The 17,480-nt window shown below is 57.4% G+C and carries 19 protein-coding genes and 2 pseudogenes; 6 read left to right on the top strand and 15 right to left on the bottom strand.

Annotation, left to right across the window (positions count from 1 at the left end):
* Positions 1-17: 17 nt before the first annotated feature.
* Positions 18-404 (bottom strand): annotated as a pseudogene (locus tag ASB65_RS08285) (GTP-binding protein); the annotation flags it as partial.
* A 325-nt stretch (positions 405-729) separates the two neighbouring features.
* Between ASB65_RS08285 and ASB65_RS28125 the strand changes: the two are divergent.
* Entirely contained in the window at positions 730-891 is a 162-nt protein-coding gene (locus ASB65_RS28125; protein WP_153463967.1) for a hypothetical protein, read from the top strand.
* Positions 892-917: 26 nt separating this feature from the next.
* Here the strand turns inward: ASB65_RS28125 and ASB65_RS08275 are convergent, their stop codons facing one another.
* From ASB65_RS08275 to ASB65_RS08260, 4 genes are all read right to left on the bottom strand, one after another.
* A complete protein-coding gene (locus tag ASB65_RS08275; protein WP_065694984.1) occupies positions 918-1,322 on the bottom strand; it encodes a Rap1a/Tai family immunity protein in 405 nt (134 codons plus the stop codon).
* A gap of 92 nt (positions 1,323-1,414) precedes the next feature.
* Entirely contained in the window at positions 1,415-1,882 is a 468-nt protein-coding gene (locus ASB65_RS08270) for a hypothetical protein (protein ID WP_060723623.1), read from the bottom strand.
* Positions 1,882-2,616 carry a hypothetical protein gene (locus tag ASB65_RS08265; RefSeq protein ID WP_065694985.1) on the bottom strand — a complete coding sequence of 245 codons (735 nt, stop codon included), beginning with the start codon at positions 2,614-2,616 and terminating at the stop codon, positions 1,882-1,884. The genes ASB65_RS08270 and ASB65_RS08265 overlap by 1 nt, the downstream gene beginning before the upstream one ends.
* 37 nt (positions 2,617-2,653) lie before the next feature.
* Positions 2,654-2,863: a hypothetical protein gene (locus ASB65_RS08260; protein WP_236734538.1), complete on the bottom strand. Its 210-nt coding sequence runs from the start codon at positions 2,861-2,863 to the stop codon at positions 2,654-2,656.
* Positions 2,864-2,927: 64 nt separating this feature from the next.
* Here ASB65_RS08260 and ASB65_RS08255 point away from each other — a divergent pair, with 64 nt between their 5' ends.
* Positions 2,928-3,563: a hypothetical protein gene (locus tag ASB65_RS08255; protein WP_060723621.1), complete on the top strand. Its 636-nt coding sequence runs from the start codon at positions 2,928-2,930 to the stop codon at positions 3,561-3,563.
* 423 nt (positions 3,564-3,986) lie between these two features.
* Here ASB65_RS08255 and ASB65_RS08250 read toward each other — a convergent pair whose 3' ends face one another.
* The 7 genes and pseudogenes from ASB65_RS08250 to ASB65_RS08225 form a co-directional block, all read right to left on the bottom strand.
* Positions 3,987-4,295 (bottom strand): transposase, encoded by a 309-nt coding sequence (locus tag ASB65_RS08250; RefSeq protein WP_376905391.1) that lies wholly within the window; start codon positions 4,293-4,295, stop codon positions 3,987-3,989.
* Complete coding sequence (locus tag ASB65_RS08245) at positions 4,276-5,679, bottom strand: IS30 family transposase (protein WP_174014810.1); 1,404 nt, start codon at positions 5,677-5,679, stop codon at positions 4,276-4,278. Before ASB65_RS08245 ends, ASB65_RS08250 begins: the two co-directional genes overlap by 20 nt.
* On the bottom strand, positions 5,676-6,008 hold the full coding sequence (locus ASB65_RS29205; RefSeq protein ID WP_376905481.1) for a DDE-type integrase/transposase/recombinase: 333 nt from the start codon (positions 6,006-6,008) through the stop codon (positions 5,676-5,678). Before ASB65_RS29205 ends, ASB65_RS08245 begins: the two co-directional genes overlap by 4 nt.
* Before the next feature lie 17 nt (positions 6,009-6,025).
* Positions 6,026-6,232, bottom strand: a pseudogene (locus ASB65_RS29200) (IS3 family transposase); the annotation flags it as partial.
* On the bottom strand, positions 6,229-6,591 hold the full coding sequence (locus ASB65_RS08235) for a transposase (RefSeq protein ID WP_060723617.1): 363 nt from the start codon (positions 6,589-6,591) through the stop codon (positions 6,229-6,231). The pseudogene ASB65_RS29200 and the gene ASB65_RS08235, both read right to left, overlap by 4 nt.
* 317 nt (positions 6,592-6,908) lie before the next feature.
* Positions 6,909-8,222: a sigma-54-dependent transcriptional regulator gene (locus tag ASB65_RS08230; RefSeq protein ID WP_060723616.1), complete on the bottom strand. Its 1,314-nt coding sequence runs from the start codon at positions 8,220-8,222 to the stop codon at positions 6,909-6,911.
* Positions 8,219-9,970 (bottom strand): sensor histidine kinase, encoded by a 1,752-nt coding sequence (locus ASB65_RS08225; protein ID WP_060723615.1) that lies wholly within the window; start codon positions 9,968-9,970, stop codon positions 8,219-8,221. The genes ASB65_RS08230 and ASB65_RS08225 overlap by 4 nt, the downstream gene beginning before the upstream one ends.
* A 384-nt stretch (positions 9,971-10,354) precedes the next feature.
* Between ASB65_RS08225 and ASB65_RS08220 the strand changes: the two genes are divergently transcribed.
* The gene (locus ASB65_RS08220) at positions 10,355-11,671 is read left to right on the top strand and encodes an MFS transporter (RefSeq protein WP_060723650.1); all 1,317 of its coding nucleotides are present in this window, start codon (positions 10,355-10,357) and stop codon (positions 11,669-11,671) included.
* A gap of 145 nt (positions 11,672-11,816) precedes the next feature.
* On the opposite strand, the gene ASB65_RS08215 is transcribed toward ASB65_RS08220, so the two are convergent.
* Positions 11,817-12,584 carry an alpha/beta fold hydrolase gene (locus ASB65_RS08215; RefSeq protein ID WP_060723614.1) on the bottom strand — a complete coding sequence of 256 codons (768 nt, stop codon included), beginning with the start codon at positions 12,582-12,584 and terminating at the stop codon, positions 11,817-11,819.
* 70 nt (positions 12,585-12,654) lie between these two features.
* Positions 12,655-13,476 (bottom strand): alpha/beta fold hydrolase, encoded by an 822-nt coding sequence (locus ASB65_RS08210; protein WP_060723613.1) that lies wholly within the window; start codon positions 13,474-13,476, stop codon positions 12,655-12,657.
* Positions 13,477-13,607: 131 nt separating this feature from the next.
* On the opposite strand from ASB65_RS08210, the gene ASB65_RS08205 reads away from it, so the two are divergent.
* Positions 13,608-14,060: a MarR family winged helix-turn-helix transcriptional regulator gene (locus ASB65_RS08205; RefSeq protein WP_060723612.1), complete on the top strand. Its 453-nt coding sequence runs from the start codon at positions 13,608-13,610 to the stop codon at positions 14,058-14,060.
* A 199-nt stretch (positions 14,061-14,259) separates the two neighbouring features.
* Here the strand turns inward: ASB65_RS08205 and ASB65_RS08200 are convergent, their stop codons facing one another.
* The gene (locus tag ASB65_RS08200) at positions 14,260-14,622 is read right to left on the bottom strand and encodes a glutathione binding-like protein (protein ID WP_236734531.1); all 363 of its coding nucleotides are present in this window, start codon (positions 14,620-14,622) and stop codon (positions 14,260-14,262) included.
* A gap of 398 nt (positions 14,623-15,020) precedes the next feature.
* Between ASB65_RS08200 and ASB65_RS08195 the strand changes: the two genes are divergently transcribed.
* Together ASB65_RS08195 and ASB65_RS08190 are read left to right on the top strand one after the other, a co-directional pair.
* On the top strand, positions 15,021-15,605 hold the full coding sequence (locus ASB65_RS08195) for a glutathione S-transferase N-terminal domain-containing protein (protein ID WP_060723649.1): 585 nt from the start codon (positions 15,021-15,023) through the stop codon (positions 15,603-15,605).
* Positions 15,606-16,260: 655 nt separating this feature from the next.
* Positions 16,261-17,172 (top strand): MBL fold metallo-hydrolase, encoded by a 912-nt coding sequence (locus ASB65_RS08190; protein ID WP_060723611.1) that lies wholly within the window; start codon positions 16,261-16,263, stop codon positions 17,170-17,172.
* Positions 17,173-17,480: the final 308 nt, after the last annotated feature.

Raw genomic sequence — 17,480 nt, 5'->3', positions numbered from 1 at the left:
ATAACGCGCTCCGAGGCATCGACCTTGTTGACGAAAAAGATGAAGGGAACGGCAAACCGCTGCAAAGCCCGCACTAGCACCCGCGTCTGCACGCCCTCGACCGCAGAAACGACAACGACGGCGGCGTCGAGAAGTCCGAGCACCCGCTCTACCTCGGCGATAAAATCGGGGTGGCCGGGCGTATCGATGAGGTTGACCACGGTTTCGCCGATGGTGAAGGAGACCACGGCCGCCTGGATTGTGATACCACGCTGCCGTTCCAGCTCGTGGCTGTCGGTTTGGGTGTTGCCGCTATCGACACTGCCGAGCTTGTCAATGACGCCGGCATCAAACAGCAGTCGTTCGGTTAGGCTAGTCTTGCCTGCATCCACATGGGCCAGGATGCCCAGATTCAAAGTGCGCATGAACCCTCTGGCCGCCAAGTCCACGATGAACTATTAGAAATCAGACGACCTGATGGGCCCGCAGGCTCATGGACACTGGTGGACGAGCGCGTCTGCAACTTCGGACGGCTTGCGTTAGCCGCCTGCGCGCTCGCAACGGAAAGAAGAGGCGGTTGTTCCCCGTCACCCGGCGCCGCCTGCTCTCGCTGTCTATCCTCCGTAACGAAAGGTCTACCAGTCAGAACAGTGAGAAGATCATCATGCCGGCGAAGGCTATGAGCAGTATGATGTAAAACGGGCGAAAGAGATAGAATCGCTGCCAATTCGTGAGGCCTAGAGCATTGATATGAACACGCTCATCAAGCTTCAGATTGTCCGCGCCGCTGTCGACGGAAAAGTCACCGCCGTTACTCTTATAAAATCGGTATTCCCTGACCTGCGCGATAATTTGGTGAGCCGCCAGAAGACTGACCGCCAAAAACGCTGCGGAAAAAAGCAAGATTTCTAATAATAGCATAACTCGAAAGCGCCTCTTTAATTCCCAGGGCATGGATAAATAGCAGCCAGCCTCTCAATCACCAATGTCGATGCGCTCCCTTTGAGACGCTCCGGCGTGACGCTTCGAAGATGCGTGTATATGCGGTCTGTAAGCTCATGGGGGAGAACCGATCCGGCGCCACACCACCCCGTCCCGCTGATAGCATCAGCCACCCCGGCTATATAAGCACTACCGTGAACGCGCGACTTGACACGATCAGCCTCGCTTTGCAGCGCGCCATCATCGGACTTTCCTTCGAGCGCCTCGATCAGTTCAGTCCCGCTAATTATCCAGTCGCGGCCCACATTGTTCCCGGTTTCTGCTGATGCAACATTGATAGCCAAACCTGTCCACAGTATCGCGGCAGGAAACGTTGCCCGGAATTGGTAAGCTGCTGTCATCTTCCTCTCCGTTGATCAGGCTGCCACCGGCGCTTTCCATGGCAGGCGGCTATTCGTCGTAACTGACCCAATGCACGCTGGAACGGGTAACATCAGATCGTGTATCGCTCATAGGCCTCGAGCAAGAATTGCCTGCCTTTCTCGGTCAGGCGCGACGCGTCAACGAATGCGGAAAACGAGCCGGCCTCATCTCGCATATTGCCAAGTTGGGCGATCACCTCGTTGCTCCCAAACACGACGTGAAAACGCTCACCAGCGGGTAGCCAAACAAAAAGCGGGCCTGGGGAGAACTCCAGAATGACGTCTTCATGGAAAACCTGAAAAAGACAGTCCCATGCGCGAACCGGATCGGTACAGGTCGTTCTCTCTGCCTGCTTGCCGAACTCGGCATGAAAGATAGTGACGGATCCGCCGGGAGTTCCAGCAATCGCTACCAAGGCAAGGAACCCTGCCCTGTCGAGAACATCAGGCAATACCCGAGCTCTGAAGCCATGCGCCTGAAGGAATGCAGGGCGCAGAAGCCGCTTTTCATCAAGCGCGTCATCAAAAAGCAGAGCCACTATTTTTCCTCTCCTGTCCGCTTCTCTGCAGTAATGGTGAGCCAAACAACCGAGACCACTTCGAGGCGCCGCTGATGGCGATGCCACTTCATCCCTTTTTTGCTGTCTTGTACGACGGCTTCGATCGCGCTTCGGGACAGCGATAAAACACGTCCGGCAGCGAAGCGCTGAATCGAGAGAGCATCCTTGTCTTCCTGCCTGAAGGCCCCATCAAAGGTCGAGGCGAATATCCGCGCCCACCCCGCATCATAGCGATCGCCTTCGACATGAATAACGCTGATCGATGGCCAGGTCACCGGATTCTGGGTTTCAGGATCGTGGACCTCGGCGCTGCCGATCCGAATCTGCCGTGTCCTGAGAGGTGTTGCGTTGTCCGAGGACACGCGCTTGAGCTTGAGACTATACGTGCTGCTCTGCGGATAGACAAAGTCGACGATGGATGCAGGAGACGATACACGTAGGTTGAATTCTTTCCTGCCATTGTCGCCGCCGCCCGCCTCTATGGCGCGCCACTCGTCATCGGGGAACGGACGCCCGGAAACGATGATCGCCCCTCCGTCTTTACCCAGCGGCTGGTCAACCGATATGATGACCCGTGTCGACAATCCGGACGCCTTCGACGCCGTCGGCGTGTCGTTCTTCCAGGTTAACATTGCCATCGCTACAATCCCGGATGGAATCAACAATGCGACCGAGAGGGCGATTAGAATACCGCGCGCTAGTTTTCGAACCATGATCGTTGCTTCTTATGCTCGCGAAGACGCCATGTCACTATTTTCCACCAGAAGGCAGATCGGCGGGATCGAAGCCTGGCCGGCCGGTATCCTTCGCGTCAACCCGCACGAAGCCGGCAGCCTTGAGATCGAGGCCGTCAACGAAGGCCTCGATGAAGCGGACCGGGTTGTCCGGCCCCACGTAATCGCCAACCGCTTCCGGCAGAAGCAGCAATTGGGAGTGGTCTGTTCCAGAAAGATGCGCCATGGCAAATTTACCATCAATCGCTATCTTCAGGAAACCACGAGGAATTTTCAGACCGAGGAACCGCATGGGACATTTTAAGCTGGTTTATCTGAATTATCCGCTCGACCTTCCAGTCGAAGAGCCACGCATCACCTTGCGAGCCTCAAGTGGATCCTGGCCTGGTCAGGAGCTGGAGGACTACGTCGTGCTGGATTTAGAAGTGAAATCTCCGAAATTCTTCTTCGATCCCAACAATGACCCCGAGGATGACGTCTCCCAGTGGTTGAACCCGGGTCTGGATACACAGTGGCTCAAAATACCGTGGAAGCGCTTCGAAAACCGGGACTATCGCAGCCTCCAGGAAATCCGCGTCGACTTCCAGGGCGAAGGAACTCCAAACGCCTTGACGAGTGAGGATTGGTGGGAAGCCCCAGGCCTTATCACCACCTACAGCGATGAGTTTTTTGCTCGTGCGGAAATTTCCATTCGTCACGACGGTGGTGGCATGTTTTCGGCTCAGCTTTCAGGCACCACCCAGTTAGACACCCCCTTTGACATAGCCTTCAGTGCTCCCTTGACCGTCAAGCTGGTCGGATATCGCAACTCATCGAGCAAAGATGATCTTTTAGCCTGGTTCGACCGCTTTCTTAGAAAAGACGACTTCATTTTCACGCCGCAGCAGCGAGGAGAAGACCTCTATCTCAATGGTGCGGTCAAGTGACAGACGCGCCAATCGCACTGAATGCTTCGAGAATGATCGTCGCAGATCCATAGATCATGTGAAGATCGCAGCGGGATTATCAGGTACCCCAGCGTTTTGAGACAGTCTGCCTGATTTTTGCTACAATAAAGCATTCGCTTGCCATCCTCCGACCGCTTGACTGTCACGCCCCATGGTCGACCGCTAAAACTTCCCTCGACATAGCTGTTCGGCAATTTGGCAAGCGAATCTTCGAACGCGGCGGACTTCATCAAGGCCCGCGGCCATATGTGCGCCGCAGATCGAGGCCAGACACATGGCTGCACCCTACCGCACCGAAACTTACTTTTTCCACTTGCAAAAACGGGGCCGTCCACACATGGCTCACTTCTCGGTGGAAAGATGGAGTGAACCCCTCGGGCTGGACCAGCGATGCGCTTGAAACTAAGCCGCCTGCTGGGCAAGTTGGGTTTCAAATTCTGCTGGCGAGAGATAGCCAGGAGCTGAGTGCAGCCGCTTGGCATTGTAAATCTGCTCGATGAACCTGGGCAAGTGTTCGGCCACGTCAGCGAATGTCTCGTAACCGGCGGGATAGATATCCTCCACTTTAAGCGTCTTCATGAAGCTCTCGGCCTGAGCATTGTGATAGGGGTTTCCGACCGCACTCATGGAGCCCCGTAGACCAGCGGCATTGAGTGCGCGGCGATAGCTCTCGCTTGCGTATTGGGCAGATTCAACCGGTCGCCGCAACACCTTCGATCATATCCGATTTAAGCAGGCCGTCGAGCGCTTCTGCCGGCGTGCGATAACCCAGCGTCTTGCGAGGCCTGCTGTTGAGAGCATGCGCCACGGCGCTGAGTTCATCGGCTCCGTGCTGGCTCAGATCTGTGCCCTTAGGGAAGTATTGGCGTAGCAAACCGTTGGTGTTTTCGTTGCTCCCGCGCTGCCACGGGCTTTGAGGGTCACAGAAGTAGATATCCAGGCCAGTGTCGATCCGAAGCTGTGCGTGCTGAGACATTTCTGTACCTTGGTCCCAGGTCAGGGATCGGCGTAGATGCACCGGTAGTTCCATTATGCTCTCAGCGATAGCATCACGAACTGCTTCCGCGCCGTGTCCAGCGAGTGCAGGACCATTCTTTACGGATTTGTCGATCCCGTGACGTTCCATGCGTGGCAGGTGCAAGAGCATTGTGAACCGTGTTGTGCGTTCAACCAGTGTGCCGATCGCGGAGCTGCCAAGACCGAGTATGAGATCGCCTTCCCAGTGACCAGGCACCGCTCGGTCGCCGATCTCCGCGGGACGGTCGCTGATCATCAGTGCATCACCAAGAAAGGATTTACCACGGCAACGAGCCCGCTCGCGAGGCAACCTCAGCGCTCGCCCGAAACGCAAACAGGCCGATAGTTCACGCTTCAAAGCGCCCCGGCCTTGAATGTACAGCGCCTGATAGATGGCTTCGTGGCTGATGCGCATGGTTGCGTCCTCGGGGAAGTCCAATCTCAGGCGCCGCGCAATCTGTTCCGGACTCCAGGCTTTCGACCAGCGTCGGCTTTGCCGATGAACGGCCCGTCGTCCTTTCCATACCACTGCCGGGCCATCAAAGGCGATGCCGTCGGGTGTGGCAATAAGACCGGCGAGCCGGTCCTGTACGTAGTCGCGAAGGGCAACATTGGCTGCCAGTTTCGCCACCTTCGGTCGTCGCGCAGCTCGATCTGCATGCCACTGCGCAGTAATCGCACGATAGTCGAAGTCGCCGCCGCGTGTCGCTGAATTGCGCCTGATCTCGCGCGAGATTGTGCTCGGTGCTCGTCCCAGCTTACTTGCGATGGCACGGATTCCAGCACCTCGAGCGCATTCCAAAGCAATTTCCTCTTGCTCTCGGAACGTCAGGTTGCGGTTTTTGAGTGGCACTGCCGAAGGCGATAAATGTGTGGGAGGCATGCCGCCAGAACTCCGAAACCATCGGTTCCCAACGGGGGCAGAGACACCGGCTTCCACAGCAGCATCCTCGCTGGACAAGCCAGCCGCTATTTCTCGCCAGAACCGACACAGGCTCTCACGCTGCCATACAGGTGGCCGACCTGGCGAGGATAATTTTTGCCGCGTTGACCGCTCCGATTTCCGTCTTCCCGTCACAATAAACACCTCCCATGTTTGGGGTGTTGCGGCGACCGGTTGAATCTGCCTTGGCATCCGCGGTCGGTGTGATGAATGCAGCCAGGAGGAGGTTTTCTGTTATCAATGGCCGAATGCAACGCTGCCAATGCCAGCGGTGTATCCAGGCGTCTCGACAGCGCGTAACCCACAACCTTGCGACTGCAGGCGTCGAGAATGACAGCAAGGTAGCAGAAGCCAACGGTGATGCGGATATACGTGAAGTATCGGGCCGCACCGGGATCACATTGCGATAAAGGTTCGGGTAGATCGGTGAATCGTGGTTGCTGTCGGTCGTGCGAACATACCACTTGCGGGGCTTGATCCCGAGGCCATTGGCCCGCATGACGCGGGCGACACGCTTGTGATTGACGAGGTGGCCTCTTCGCTGAAGCTCGTGTGTTACGCGTCGGTATCCATAGCAAGGCAGCTCGTCCTGGATGTCCTCTATGATTGCAATGAGCTCGCTGTCGCCGAGATTTAAAGCTTTTGCCGTTGATCGGTAATAGTAAGTGCTCCTCGGGAGATCGATCATTTTGCACCCCCGTCTGACAGAGCAGGCCGGGGACCGGTGATGATGGAGGAGCTCCCGCTGTCGCCGGCGATCAACTGGCGCGGTGTTTTTTTAACTAGGTCCAGCTCCATGGTGAGCTGGCCGAGCTTGCGTTCAAGCGCCGCAATGTGGGCCTCGTACTCGGCAATGACGCTGGCCTCAGCCTCCTCATCGTTCAGATCGCCGCGATCGAACTGCGTCAGCCATAGCTGTATGAGGTTTGCCGAAACGCCGTATGTCCGCTGTGCGTCGCGCCGTCTGATGACGCCGTTTCGGATATCCTGGCAAAGCTGCAACTTGAACGGCGTCGAATGCCGGCGATATGGACCTCGGGACTTCATGAGCCTTCTCCGATTGAGGCCCGCAGAGTGTATCAGTTTTTAAGTGTCCCGTGGTCCAGCCCGAGGGCTTCACTCCATAACCGGCTCACTTCTGCGCGGAAACCACACCTTTCTGCTTATGCCGACTGTCCGGTCGAAATGGGGGGCAGTTCAGGTTAGATTTCCTACTGCTTCTCGAACTCTACAGGGAACAGCATCTGGTTCCTGACGCGTTTGCATTACGGGTTGTAGAACATTGCGAGGTAGCAGAACACGTCCTGGCGAGCTTCATCGCGTGAACGGTAGACCCTAATCAGGCGCAACCACGAGTTGATACCTTAACGCGGCTTTCTGAAGAAGGCGGGATAAATTCCGAGGCGCTGCAACCGCGCGTAAAGGCTTCGGCGGGGAAGCTTAAGCGCCTCGGCGACGGCCGTTGCGTCACCGTCATGGCTTTGGAGTGCCTGGGTCAGAACGCTTGTCTCGAAAGCATCCATCTGCTCGACCAGACCCAATCTCGTCGACACCTGGCGGTGCGGTGAGGCAAGACCAAGCGCGACCTGCGTTGCATAGTTGCGCAATTCGCGGATATTGCCCGGCCATTCATTGCTCAGGAGGAACGTTTCGATCTCCGCATCGATCTGCGGACTGGAGAGCCCATGACGACGCGCTGCATCCTCTAAAAACACATGGAACAGTATGGCAATGTCCCCCTGCCTTTGACGCAGTGGCGGCACACCAAGGCGCACGGTCTCGAGGTGATAAAGCAGATCCTTGCGCAAGCCTGCTCTTTCATCGTCACCGGCAAAGTGTCTCCTCGTCAAGGGGGTAATGATCCTGACATCGACGGGGGTCACCCCGCCGCTTGGATTGGGCATTTCCCGGCTTTCCACCACGCCTAGCATCCGCCCCTGCATCAGAGAAGACATGGTTTCTGCCCCATCCAGAAACAGCGTCCCACGCTGGGCGTCGGCAATCAGCCCACGACGAAGGCGCGTGCCGAACAGTGTCTCGTCAACCGTCGCATCCGGAATTGAAGCGCAATCGACGCGGATGAATGGGCGCGCGCGGCGCGGGCTTCCCTGGTGCAACAGCCTGGCAATCAACTCTTTTCCCGTCCCGGTCTCCCCTTCGATAAGCACATTGACGTCCGTCGGGGCGACCCGTTCAATCAAGTCCCGCAACTGCACCATAGCGGGCGTCTGGCCGAGCAGCGGCGATGTCAGTTCCGCCTCGAGGGCCGCCTGGCGCAGCCGCCGATTGTCGACGACCAGACGGCGGGTTTCCAGCGCGCGTCGGACGGAGGCGATCAGATGGTCCGTCATGAACGGCTTTGCCACGAAATCGAAGGCGCCCCGCTTCAAGGCGGCAACTGCCATGGCGATATCGCCATGCCCTGTCATGAGGATGACCGGCAATTCGCGATCGCGGGCAAGGATTGTATCGAACAGGTCATTGCCATCGAGGCGCGGCATGCGAAGATCGGTGACGACTACACCGGGCAGCGTGGTGGAGAGGCTGGCAAGCGCCGATTTGCCATCGTCATGCACCTCCACCTCCAAGCCGGCGATGGCGAAGCTGTCCGCCAACGCTGCACGAAAGGCGAGATTGTCTTCGACGAGCAGGATCTTCTCTAATGCATTCTGCGTCATGCCGCCCTCATTGTAACGGCAAAGGCCGCGCCCCCAAGCGCCGACGCCGTGATGGTGAGAGCGCCGCCAAGATCGCTCATGATATCCTGGGCAATGCCAAGACCAAGCCCGAGGCCATTTGGCTTGCCGGTCACGAAGGGCTGAAAGACTTGCTTGCCGAGCTGCGGATCGATACCCGGGCCGTTATCGGCAACCGTCAGGCAAATCATGTCGTCGTGATGCTCCACCGTTATCGCAATCTCCGGATCGACGTGTCCCTCCAGCGCGTCCACGGCATTCTGCAACAGATTGACCAGAACCTGTTCGAGCGGCACACGCTTGCCAAGCACACCTGGTTGACCACTTGGCGGCAGGGTCAGGCGAATGCCTGCCTTCCGGATCCGGTCTTCCATCAACAGCATCGCGCCCGCGATAATACCATCCAAGAGTTCTTCACCGATTTGCCCCTCTCCCTTGCGGGAGAAACCCCGCATTTCCTGCGTCAGCGTGCCGATCCGCTCCGTCATCGCGATCATCGTGCAGAGACTGTCGCGAACTCGCTCGCTGCGACTGGCCGCAAGATGGTGGAGCGCATTTTCCGAAAGGGTGCGGATGGTAGCAACCGGCTGATTGATCTCATGCATGAGGCCAGCGGTAATGGAGCCGACAGAGGCGAGCCGATTGGCCTGTGCCAACTCCTCCCGCGCTTCCCGGTAACGCTGATCGGCAATCGCCCGATATCCAATTTCTTCACGCAACTGCGCCGTTCGTTGAGCAACCGCCGCCTCGAGGCTGCGCCGCTCTGCAGCGCGCCGTGCCGTGCGATTGGCCTGCCACCAGACACCTGAACCGGTGAGAAGCAGAAGCGGGAGGATGGCAAGCGCGGCAAGCGTGGCCCGCCGGTCGGCAGCGATACGCGCCGGTCGCGTGTCGAGAAGATGCAGGATGCGAAGATCCGTTCCGGCAATGGGAAGTGCGGCATAAATCATCTCCGCGCCCTGCGCCGTCTCGATCCGATCCGGTCCCGCAAAACGATAGTGGCCGGGCTCAAGCTTTGCGTCGCCATACTGACCGATCGCATCGATCCGCTGACGAACGGCGGTGGGCAAAGGACCAAGGGTTGTGAGAATCTGGTCCTTGTCGGGTGCCGCCAGAATGATGCCGTTGGCATCAACGATCAGCGTGCGCCCCGGATCGTCGGCCCAGATGGCGGAAAGCGCGCCGAACTCATACTTGACGACGACGACGCCGGACGCGGCATCGCTTTGGCCGACGCGCCGCGCCAGAAATAGGCCTGCTTGGCGGGTCAGCAAGCCCGCGCCATAATACTCCGCTTTTGCGTCCAGCATTGCGCCGGTGAAATATGGACGGAAGCCGAAATCCTGCCCGACGAAGCTCCTGTCGTCGCGGGCATTGGAAGCGGCCACGGCAATGCCATCGCGATTGATCAGATAGATATAGGAGGCTCCGGTCTCTCGCACGAGAGAACCGAATTTCTCGCTGAGCCGCGCTGCCGTCTGCGGATTCTTGGTCGATAGAACATCGACGAGATCGCCATATTCGCCCAGAACGATCGGCATCAGCCGAAAACGGGCAAGCTCGCTGTCGATCAACAGGCTGTGCTGGCGCACCAGCAGCTCAGCCTCCTCCGCCAGCTGCTCCGACGCTTGCCGACGCGACCAAAGGGACGCTCCGCTCCAGACAAGAGCAATAACGACGAGGACGAGCAGCACCAGCACTAGGATTTGTAGGCGGGATTTCAGAGACATCTGTGCAGGATATTGCACAATCCGTCGAAACGCCATGCAAAAATATGCACAGATTTTTGCCTCATGCCTTCAAAAATTTCAATTAGATCCATTAGAATCAGGCACTTGATTGAGATTCAGCGAACCCTTCACATGATGACCCACCGTCCCGCAGATTGGATGAAGAGGACGCGCCGTCGGGAGGATGGCCTAACAGCTTTAAAACCAACGGCCATGTGCTGATCAGCAAGGACGCTTTCTGCGGCGCGCTCGCTGGTCACTCGGAGGGGACCCTCCAGCTCAAGCCGCGCGTCATGATCTTGGCCCAGCCTGGAAGAAGGCACCGGGCGTCTTTGTAGAACTTGACCAAGGGAGGGTCTGAGTGTGTTGATCGAGACTGGAAATATTGTCACGCAGGGAGCAGCAAATCAGGCTGCCGCGCAGTCACCAGACCGCAAGCAGCGCCTGAAATCGATTATCGGCGGCTCGACGGGCAATCTCGTCGAATGGTTCGACTGGTACGTCTATGCCGCGTTTGCGCTCTACTTCGCACCGCACTTCTTTCCTGCAGGCGATCAGACCGCACAGCTCCTGAATTCCGCTGCCGTCTTCGCCGTCGGCTTCGTGATGCGCCCAGTCGGCGCATGGATCATGGGTCTTTATGCCGACCGCCATGGCCGCAAGTCCGGACTGGCGCTTTCAGTGACCCTCATGTGCCTTGGTTCACTGATCATTGCCCTGACACCGGATTACCAGACAATCGGCGTTGCCGCGCCGACGCTTCTCGTCATCGCCCGCTTGCTGCAGGGTCTCTCCGTCGGCGGCGAATATGGCGCCTCTGCCACCTATCTTTCCGAAATGGCGGGCAAGGAACGCCGCGGCTTTTTCTCCTCCTTCCAGTACGTGACCCTTATCTCGGGCCAGCTTCTGGCGATTGCCGTCCTCATCATTCTGCAGAACGTCATGACCCCGGAAGATCTCAATGCCTGGGGCTGGCGCATTCCGTTCTTCGTTGGCGCGGCACTGGCCGTCGTCGTCTTCTGGCTGCGTCGCGGTCTTGCTGAAACCGAAAGCTTCAAGAACGCCAAGGCTGAGGGCACGCCGAAGTCTGGCTTCTGGCAGCTCCTGACCAAGCATCCGAAAGAGACCGCACTTGTCATGCTCCTGACCGCAGGCGGCACCCTGGCCTTCTACGCCTACTCGATCTACATGCAGAAATTTCTGGTCAACACCTCCGGCTTCTCCCGTGAGGTTGCCAGCGAGATCAACGCCGTCACGCTCTTCATTTTCATGCTGCTACAACCACTTGCGGGCGGACTTTCCGACAAGATCGGCCGCAAGCCGCTGATGGTGACATTCGGTGTATTGGGCGTGCTCTTCACCTACCCGATCTTCTCGGCTCTGGAGCATGCCAAGGATCCGCTGACGGCCGGATTGCTGGTCATGGCCGCACTGGTAATCGTGACGGGTTATACCTCGATCAACGCGGTGGTCAAAGCAGAGCTCTTCCCTGCCCATATCCGCGCACTCGGCGTTGCTCTTCCCTATGCGCTCGCCAACACGCTCTTCGGCGGCACAGCGGAGTTCGTTGCACTGCGTTTCAAGAGCGCCGGCTGGGAACAGGGCTTTTACTGGTACGTCACCGCCATGATCGGCGTTTCTCTCATCGTCTATCTGTTCATGCGTGATACCAGCAAGCGGAGTGAAATCATCGAAGACTAAGGTCGAGGGGGGGCAAGCCCCCCTCAACTCACCTCCGAAGCCTCGTTTGCCATCCGCATTCAGCTGCCGAATGCCCCTACGGGTATCCGGTCGTTACTTCAGAAGACCGGGCCGTAGGAGCCGGTCTTCTGCGCGAGAACGGAGCTTAGTGCGCCGCTTCTTCAATGAGCGCTGCGACCACCGCTGGCTTCGAGACCATCACCACGTGCGAGGCACCTTTTACGACGACTGTGTGCTTTGAGCCTGCCCGTTCAGCCATGAACGCGAGTGCCTGAGCCGGTATGTTCTTGTCGCCGTCACCATAGACGAAGTAGGAAGGCAGCGCCTTCCAGGCCGGCTTGCCTGACTTTTCCGTCAGTGCCGCCTCGGTGATGGGACGCTGCCCGGCCGCCATCAGCGCAGCGTCATCCACACCGACGTCGTGAGCAAACTGATCGTGGAACTTCTCCTGATCGATGGAGAGGTCGGTCCCGCCGTCCGCCAGCTTGACAGGTGCAGCGAGTGCCTGGCCGAGCGTCCCGCCCGGGAACTTTCCGGCAAGATCAGCAGCCGCCTCTCCCTCATCCGGCGCAAACGCCGCCACATACACCAACGACTTAACATTCTCCCTGCCATTAGCGGCGGTGGTGATCACCTGGCCGCCATAGGAATGGCCGACGAGAACGACAGGTCCGCCGATGCTCGCAACGACGTCGGAGATATAGGCGGCGTCGGATGAGACGCTGCGCAATGGATTAGCGGCGGCAACGACACGGTAGCCATCCTTCTGCAGGATCCGGGTCACGCCGTTCCAACTCGAGGAGTCGGCAAAGGCTCCGTGAACGAGAACGACGGTGGGCTTTGCAGGCTGGGCAACGGCATTACTCGACAGCAGTGCGCCGGCAACGGCAAGACTGGCAACAAACTTGGACATGGTAGTTCCTTCTTTCGGTTCACATGGTGGAGAAAAATGCGCAGACTGCGACAAATGAAGCAACGGATGTTCAGCTGCGGATAAAGGCGAGCACGTCGGCGTTGAAACGATCAGCCTCAGTCTCTGCCAGCCCGTGGGAGCCGCCCGAATAGATCTTCAGCGTGGCATCGGCCACGAGGTCCGCAGCCCGATGGGCAGAGGCATCGATCGGAACGATCTGGTCGTCATCGCCATGGATAATCAGCGTCGGGCGGTCGATGCTCTTCAGATCCCGGGTGTAATCGACCTCAGAGAACTCGCGGATGCAATCGTACTGGCCCTTGATGCCGCCTTGAAGTCCGATACGGCGGAAATTTTCCCGCATGCCGTCATTGCTCGCGACACCTTCCCGGTTAAAGCCGTAGAAGGGCACTGTCAGATCGAAGAAAAACTGCGAACGGTTCTTCGCGGTGTTTTCGCGGATGCTGTCGAATACCTCCATCGGCGTACCGTTCGGGTTGTCAACGGTCTTCAGCATCAGCGGCGGCACCGCACCCACCAGAACCACCTTGGCAACACGAGCCGTGCCATGACGGCCGATATAATGCGAGACCTCGCCGCCACCGGTTGAATGACCAACCAGGATCAGGTCCGACAGGTCGAGTGCATTGATCAGTTCAGCAAGATCGTCGGCATACTGGTCCATATTGTTGCCGTCGAAAGTCTGATCCGAGCGGCCATGGCTGCGGCGATCGTGGGCGATGACGCGGAAGCCGTTCTGGCTGAAGAACAGCATCTGCTGGTCCCAGGCGTCGGACGACAGCGGCCAGCCATGGGCAAAGAGGATCGGCTGCCCTGCACCCCAGTCCTTGTAGAAGAGGCGGGTACCGTCGGTGGTGGTGAAACTGGACATGCTGTACTCCTGTCATTTAATAAAACGCGCACAATCAATTTGTGTGCGATCTATATGCTCGCAGCGTTGTACCCTGTCAAGCGCTTGCAATTAAATCGCGCACAAACTATTTAAAGGGAAAGGAGCCCGTTATGACAAACGTCCCATCTGACACAGAAACCAGTCTAACCGACGTGAGCGGCATGCTGTGCTTTTCTCTCTATTCGGCAGGCCACGCATTCACACAGCTCTACAGGCCGCTGCTCGACAAAATCGCCCTGACCTATCCGCAGTATCTGGTCATGGTGACGCTCTGGCATCGCGACGGCCAGTCCGTAAAGGAACTGGGCAAGACACTGTTTTTGGATTCCAGTCCCCCCACGCCGCTCCTCAAGCGGCTGGAGGCGGCCGAGTTGATCACTAGGACCCGGAACCGCAGTGATGAACGGGAGGTGCTCATCCACCTGACGGAGAAAGGCGGCGCGCTCAGATCCCACGCCGCCGATATTATGCGCTGTATCGAAGAAGCCGTTGGAATGGATGCCGAAGCCTTGCGAGCAATCAAGCAATCAGTCGACACTATACGGGACAAAATTAAGCGGTAACGCCTGCTTGGCCAAGTGAGGTCACTCTGTCTAGCCAAGAAGCATTCACTTGTCTCGACCGCGTTACCTCACCTGAAAAGTCTTCGGGGCGTAGCGGTCGAACCCGGCAGCATCAGCCGTGGTGCTCGCGATGTTTCCGTAGCCGCTACGCAATCTCACACGAAAGTGGCAGCACAATCGGAGCGGCCAGTGCCAATAATCAGGCCGCAACCACGGTGCGGGCATCATAGTCGGCGGTCCATTGCAGCGATGGTCGCTCGCCGCAGCGCTCAATCCAGGCCTTGACCACGTCGCTCTCCGGCGTCGCTGCAGGGTACCAGGCAAAGGGTGAATGCAGCAGCAGATCGACAGCTGTGTATCGCTCTCCCATCAGGTAAGGGTTATCCTTGAGCGCGGTTTCGAGGCGTGCCGCAAGCTCCGCCGGGCTGCGGAAGGTGAAATCCACAAAAGGATGCGAAATCCCGGCGGCCTGCATGATCAGCACAGGTTCGACCACACCGGCATACCAGGCGAGCCAGCTGAGATACCTGCCGCGCTGCGGATCGCCGGCAACAGGCGCCATCTTCTTTTCCGGGAAGAGATCCGTCAGGTTAGGTTGACAACGACCCACGTTCGGACTGCCCTCCGAAGACGCCGATTAAGTCCGAGCGGCCGCACTAATACGCAATGCTGCCACTGCGAGTGGGGCATGGATCCAAGCAAAATGCCCTTCCGCGTCTTCGCCTTGATAGGTATCGAACCTACGACCCGCAATTAACAGCGCTTCGAGCTCTCAATCAGGGGAAAGCCTACTCCACCGCGCTATAGTCTATCTCCGATTGGTGTACTCAGAGCGGGAACCCACTAGACCAGGCTATCCCCTAGTCTAATTTTCCGGACCCGGCGAACCCCTTATCTCCTGCGTGAAATCGACCGACAGTTTCAGTGGTCGCTTTTGCACATCACAAACAGGAGGGTCCCTTGAGACTTTACTACTATCCAGGCGCATGCAGCCTTTCGGATCATATCGCTCTCAGAGAAGCAGGTGCCGATTTCGAGATCGAACGTGTCGACTTGCAGACAAAAATCACTTCCTCCGGTGACGATTTCACGAAGATCAACCCGAAAGGATATGTGCCAGCACTCGTCTTGGACAACGGCGATATTATCAGCGAAAACGTAGCGATACTGGACTGGATAGCGTCGATCTACCCCGAGCTCGGCGTCGAGGGCAATCTCGGTCGCACACGCCTGCTCGAAGTGCTGGCGTTCATCTCTTCGGAGCTGCATCAGGGGTTTGAGTCTCTCTGGTCTCATCGAAGCGCAGACGAGATCGCTCGTGCCAAAGCTGCCCTGATCCCCCGATTTGTGTTTTTGTCGAAAAGCTTCAAGGGAGTGTTTCTTTTCGGCGAGAAGCCCACCGTTGCGGACTTCTACTTTTTCGTGATGTTATTGTGGGCAGAGCGCTATTCGCTGGGCTTGGAACCGCATCTCGTCGACTATCGCGAAAGGTTGAAATCGCGCTTGAACACCAGCGTGGCGATGAAGGCAGAAGGCCTAATCTAATAACATTTCGGCTGACGCGAACCTCGCCAATGTAGCGCCAGGCGCGCGTTAGCTGTATTTCCGCGTCATCTTACTCCTGCATCGATATCCAATGCCAGGACTGCAGCCAAAGCCTAAGGCTGGCGCCGGCTGAACTATTAGGCCGCAAGATTTTTGGCCGCAGGAGTGGGCCGAACTCTCGAGGCATACTTATCGCCGCTTGCCGATCAGGTTTCGCTCTTGCTAAGTCCAACAGTACAGGTCCGTTCGAGTCCGCCGACGTTTAGGCATTATGTGAACGTGACATCGTCGGGGCTACGATTGAGCCCCGCCAGAAATAGCAAGTTCGCCATATTTGTTCGCGACCTTAGCCAGCTGCAGGTTCCGTTAGTTCTCCCGATCGGCTGACATCTTTGTCCGCTGACGAAGATCCTGTTCGGCTGTACCCCGTCCTCCACATTGAGCGCGGGTCAATGCGCTACAGTTCGACCAGTTTTCGCCGCCTCCCCAAAGCGTCCCTTATGTCGCCTATGTTCGAACTGGATACAGCTTTCGTCGTATGTGCTGATACTCACGTAGAGCTCAAACGCTGTCCCGCGAAGGTTAGAAAGATAGCGGCTGGCAACATTGACTATCACCTTGCCGCCGAGCCCATCACTCTTTAACGGAGCAAACAATGAATTTGGAATTGACCGGAAATATTAAATCCTCGCGGGACGAACTGGTACCGTCTCGCTATGTCATCAACATCGGCGACATTGAAGTGATCATCATAAGTGATGGCATTTTGACACCCCCTGCTGAGTCAATGGCAACCAATGCTGATCCAGGATCACGCAATGCCTGGCTTGATGAGCGCTTCCTCGATCACGAAGCTTTCGATTGGGCGTTGAACGCTGTAGTTGTTCGCAGCGGCCATCAAACGATACTAATCGACAGTGGTTTAGGAGAAGAGTACCCGAACTTTCCTCGTGCCGGCCAGTTCGCGACGCGGCTCGAAGCCGCGGGCGTTGGTCTCGGCTCGGTAACAGACGTTGTGTTGACCCACATGCATTTCGATCATGTGGGAGGGCTTCTCGTACGGGGCGTAAAGGACCGTCTACCAAGTAGCGTTCGTGTTCATCTCTCTGCAGCGGAGGCTGCGTTTTGGGACGCCCCGGATTTTTCGCGCACAGCGATGCCTCCGGATCTTGCAGAACTCGCTCGTGGTGCCTCGAAAGAATTCCTCTCCGTCTATGCAGATAACCTTATGACATTCGAGCAAGAGGTTGAGATTGCACCAGGCGTGACCGTTTCGAAGACGGGAGGCCACACGCCTGGTCACAGTGTGGTTCGCATCTCTTCCAAAGGCGAAAGACTGATGTTTGGCGGGGATGCATTGTTTCCCGTATCTTTCGATCATCCTGAGTGGCACAATGGTTTCGAGCACGACCCGGAGGAGGCTACGAACGTTCGACTTCGGCTCATGGAAGAACTGGCCGGAACGGGTTCTTGGCTTGTCTCTACACACTTACCGTTTCCGTCGCTGGGACGAGTGGCGCCATCTGAGAAGCTGTACCGTTGGGTGCCTGCGCCCTGGGACTACTAACGAAAATAGACACTGACCTCTTTGCCGCCTTGGGCTATCCAGGGCGGCGTTTCTTTTTTAAAGGCGAGCCATAAGGGCGCTACAGGATTTCAAGATCCTTTTTGCTCAACCTGTTTCCGGTGTTGTGGCCTTTCCCGCACGAGCAATTGTACCTAACGCGGGTAAAGCAAGGTGAGGCTAATTATCGATCGCTGCCGAAGTGCCGAGAGATAGCCTCATCAGCTGCCGCTCGCTCTTTGCACGTATTCTGAAACTGGCAATCACACGATACTTACAGCAACCCCACAAGGTCTCGCCCTGATCGATTT

The organism is Agrobacterium tumefaciens str. B6, from assembly GCF_001541315.1.
GTDB lineage: Bacteria > Pseudomonadota > Alphaproteobacteria > Rhizobiales > Rhizobiaceae > Agrobacterium > Agrobacterium radiobacter.
This window is presented reverse-complemented; position numbering and strand designations above follow the sequence as displayed.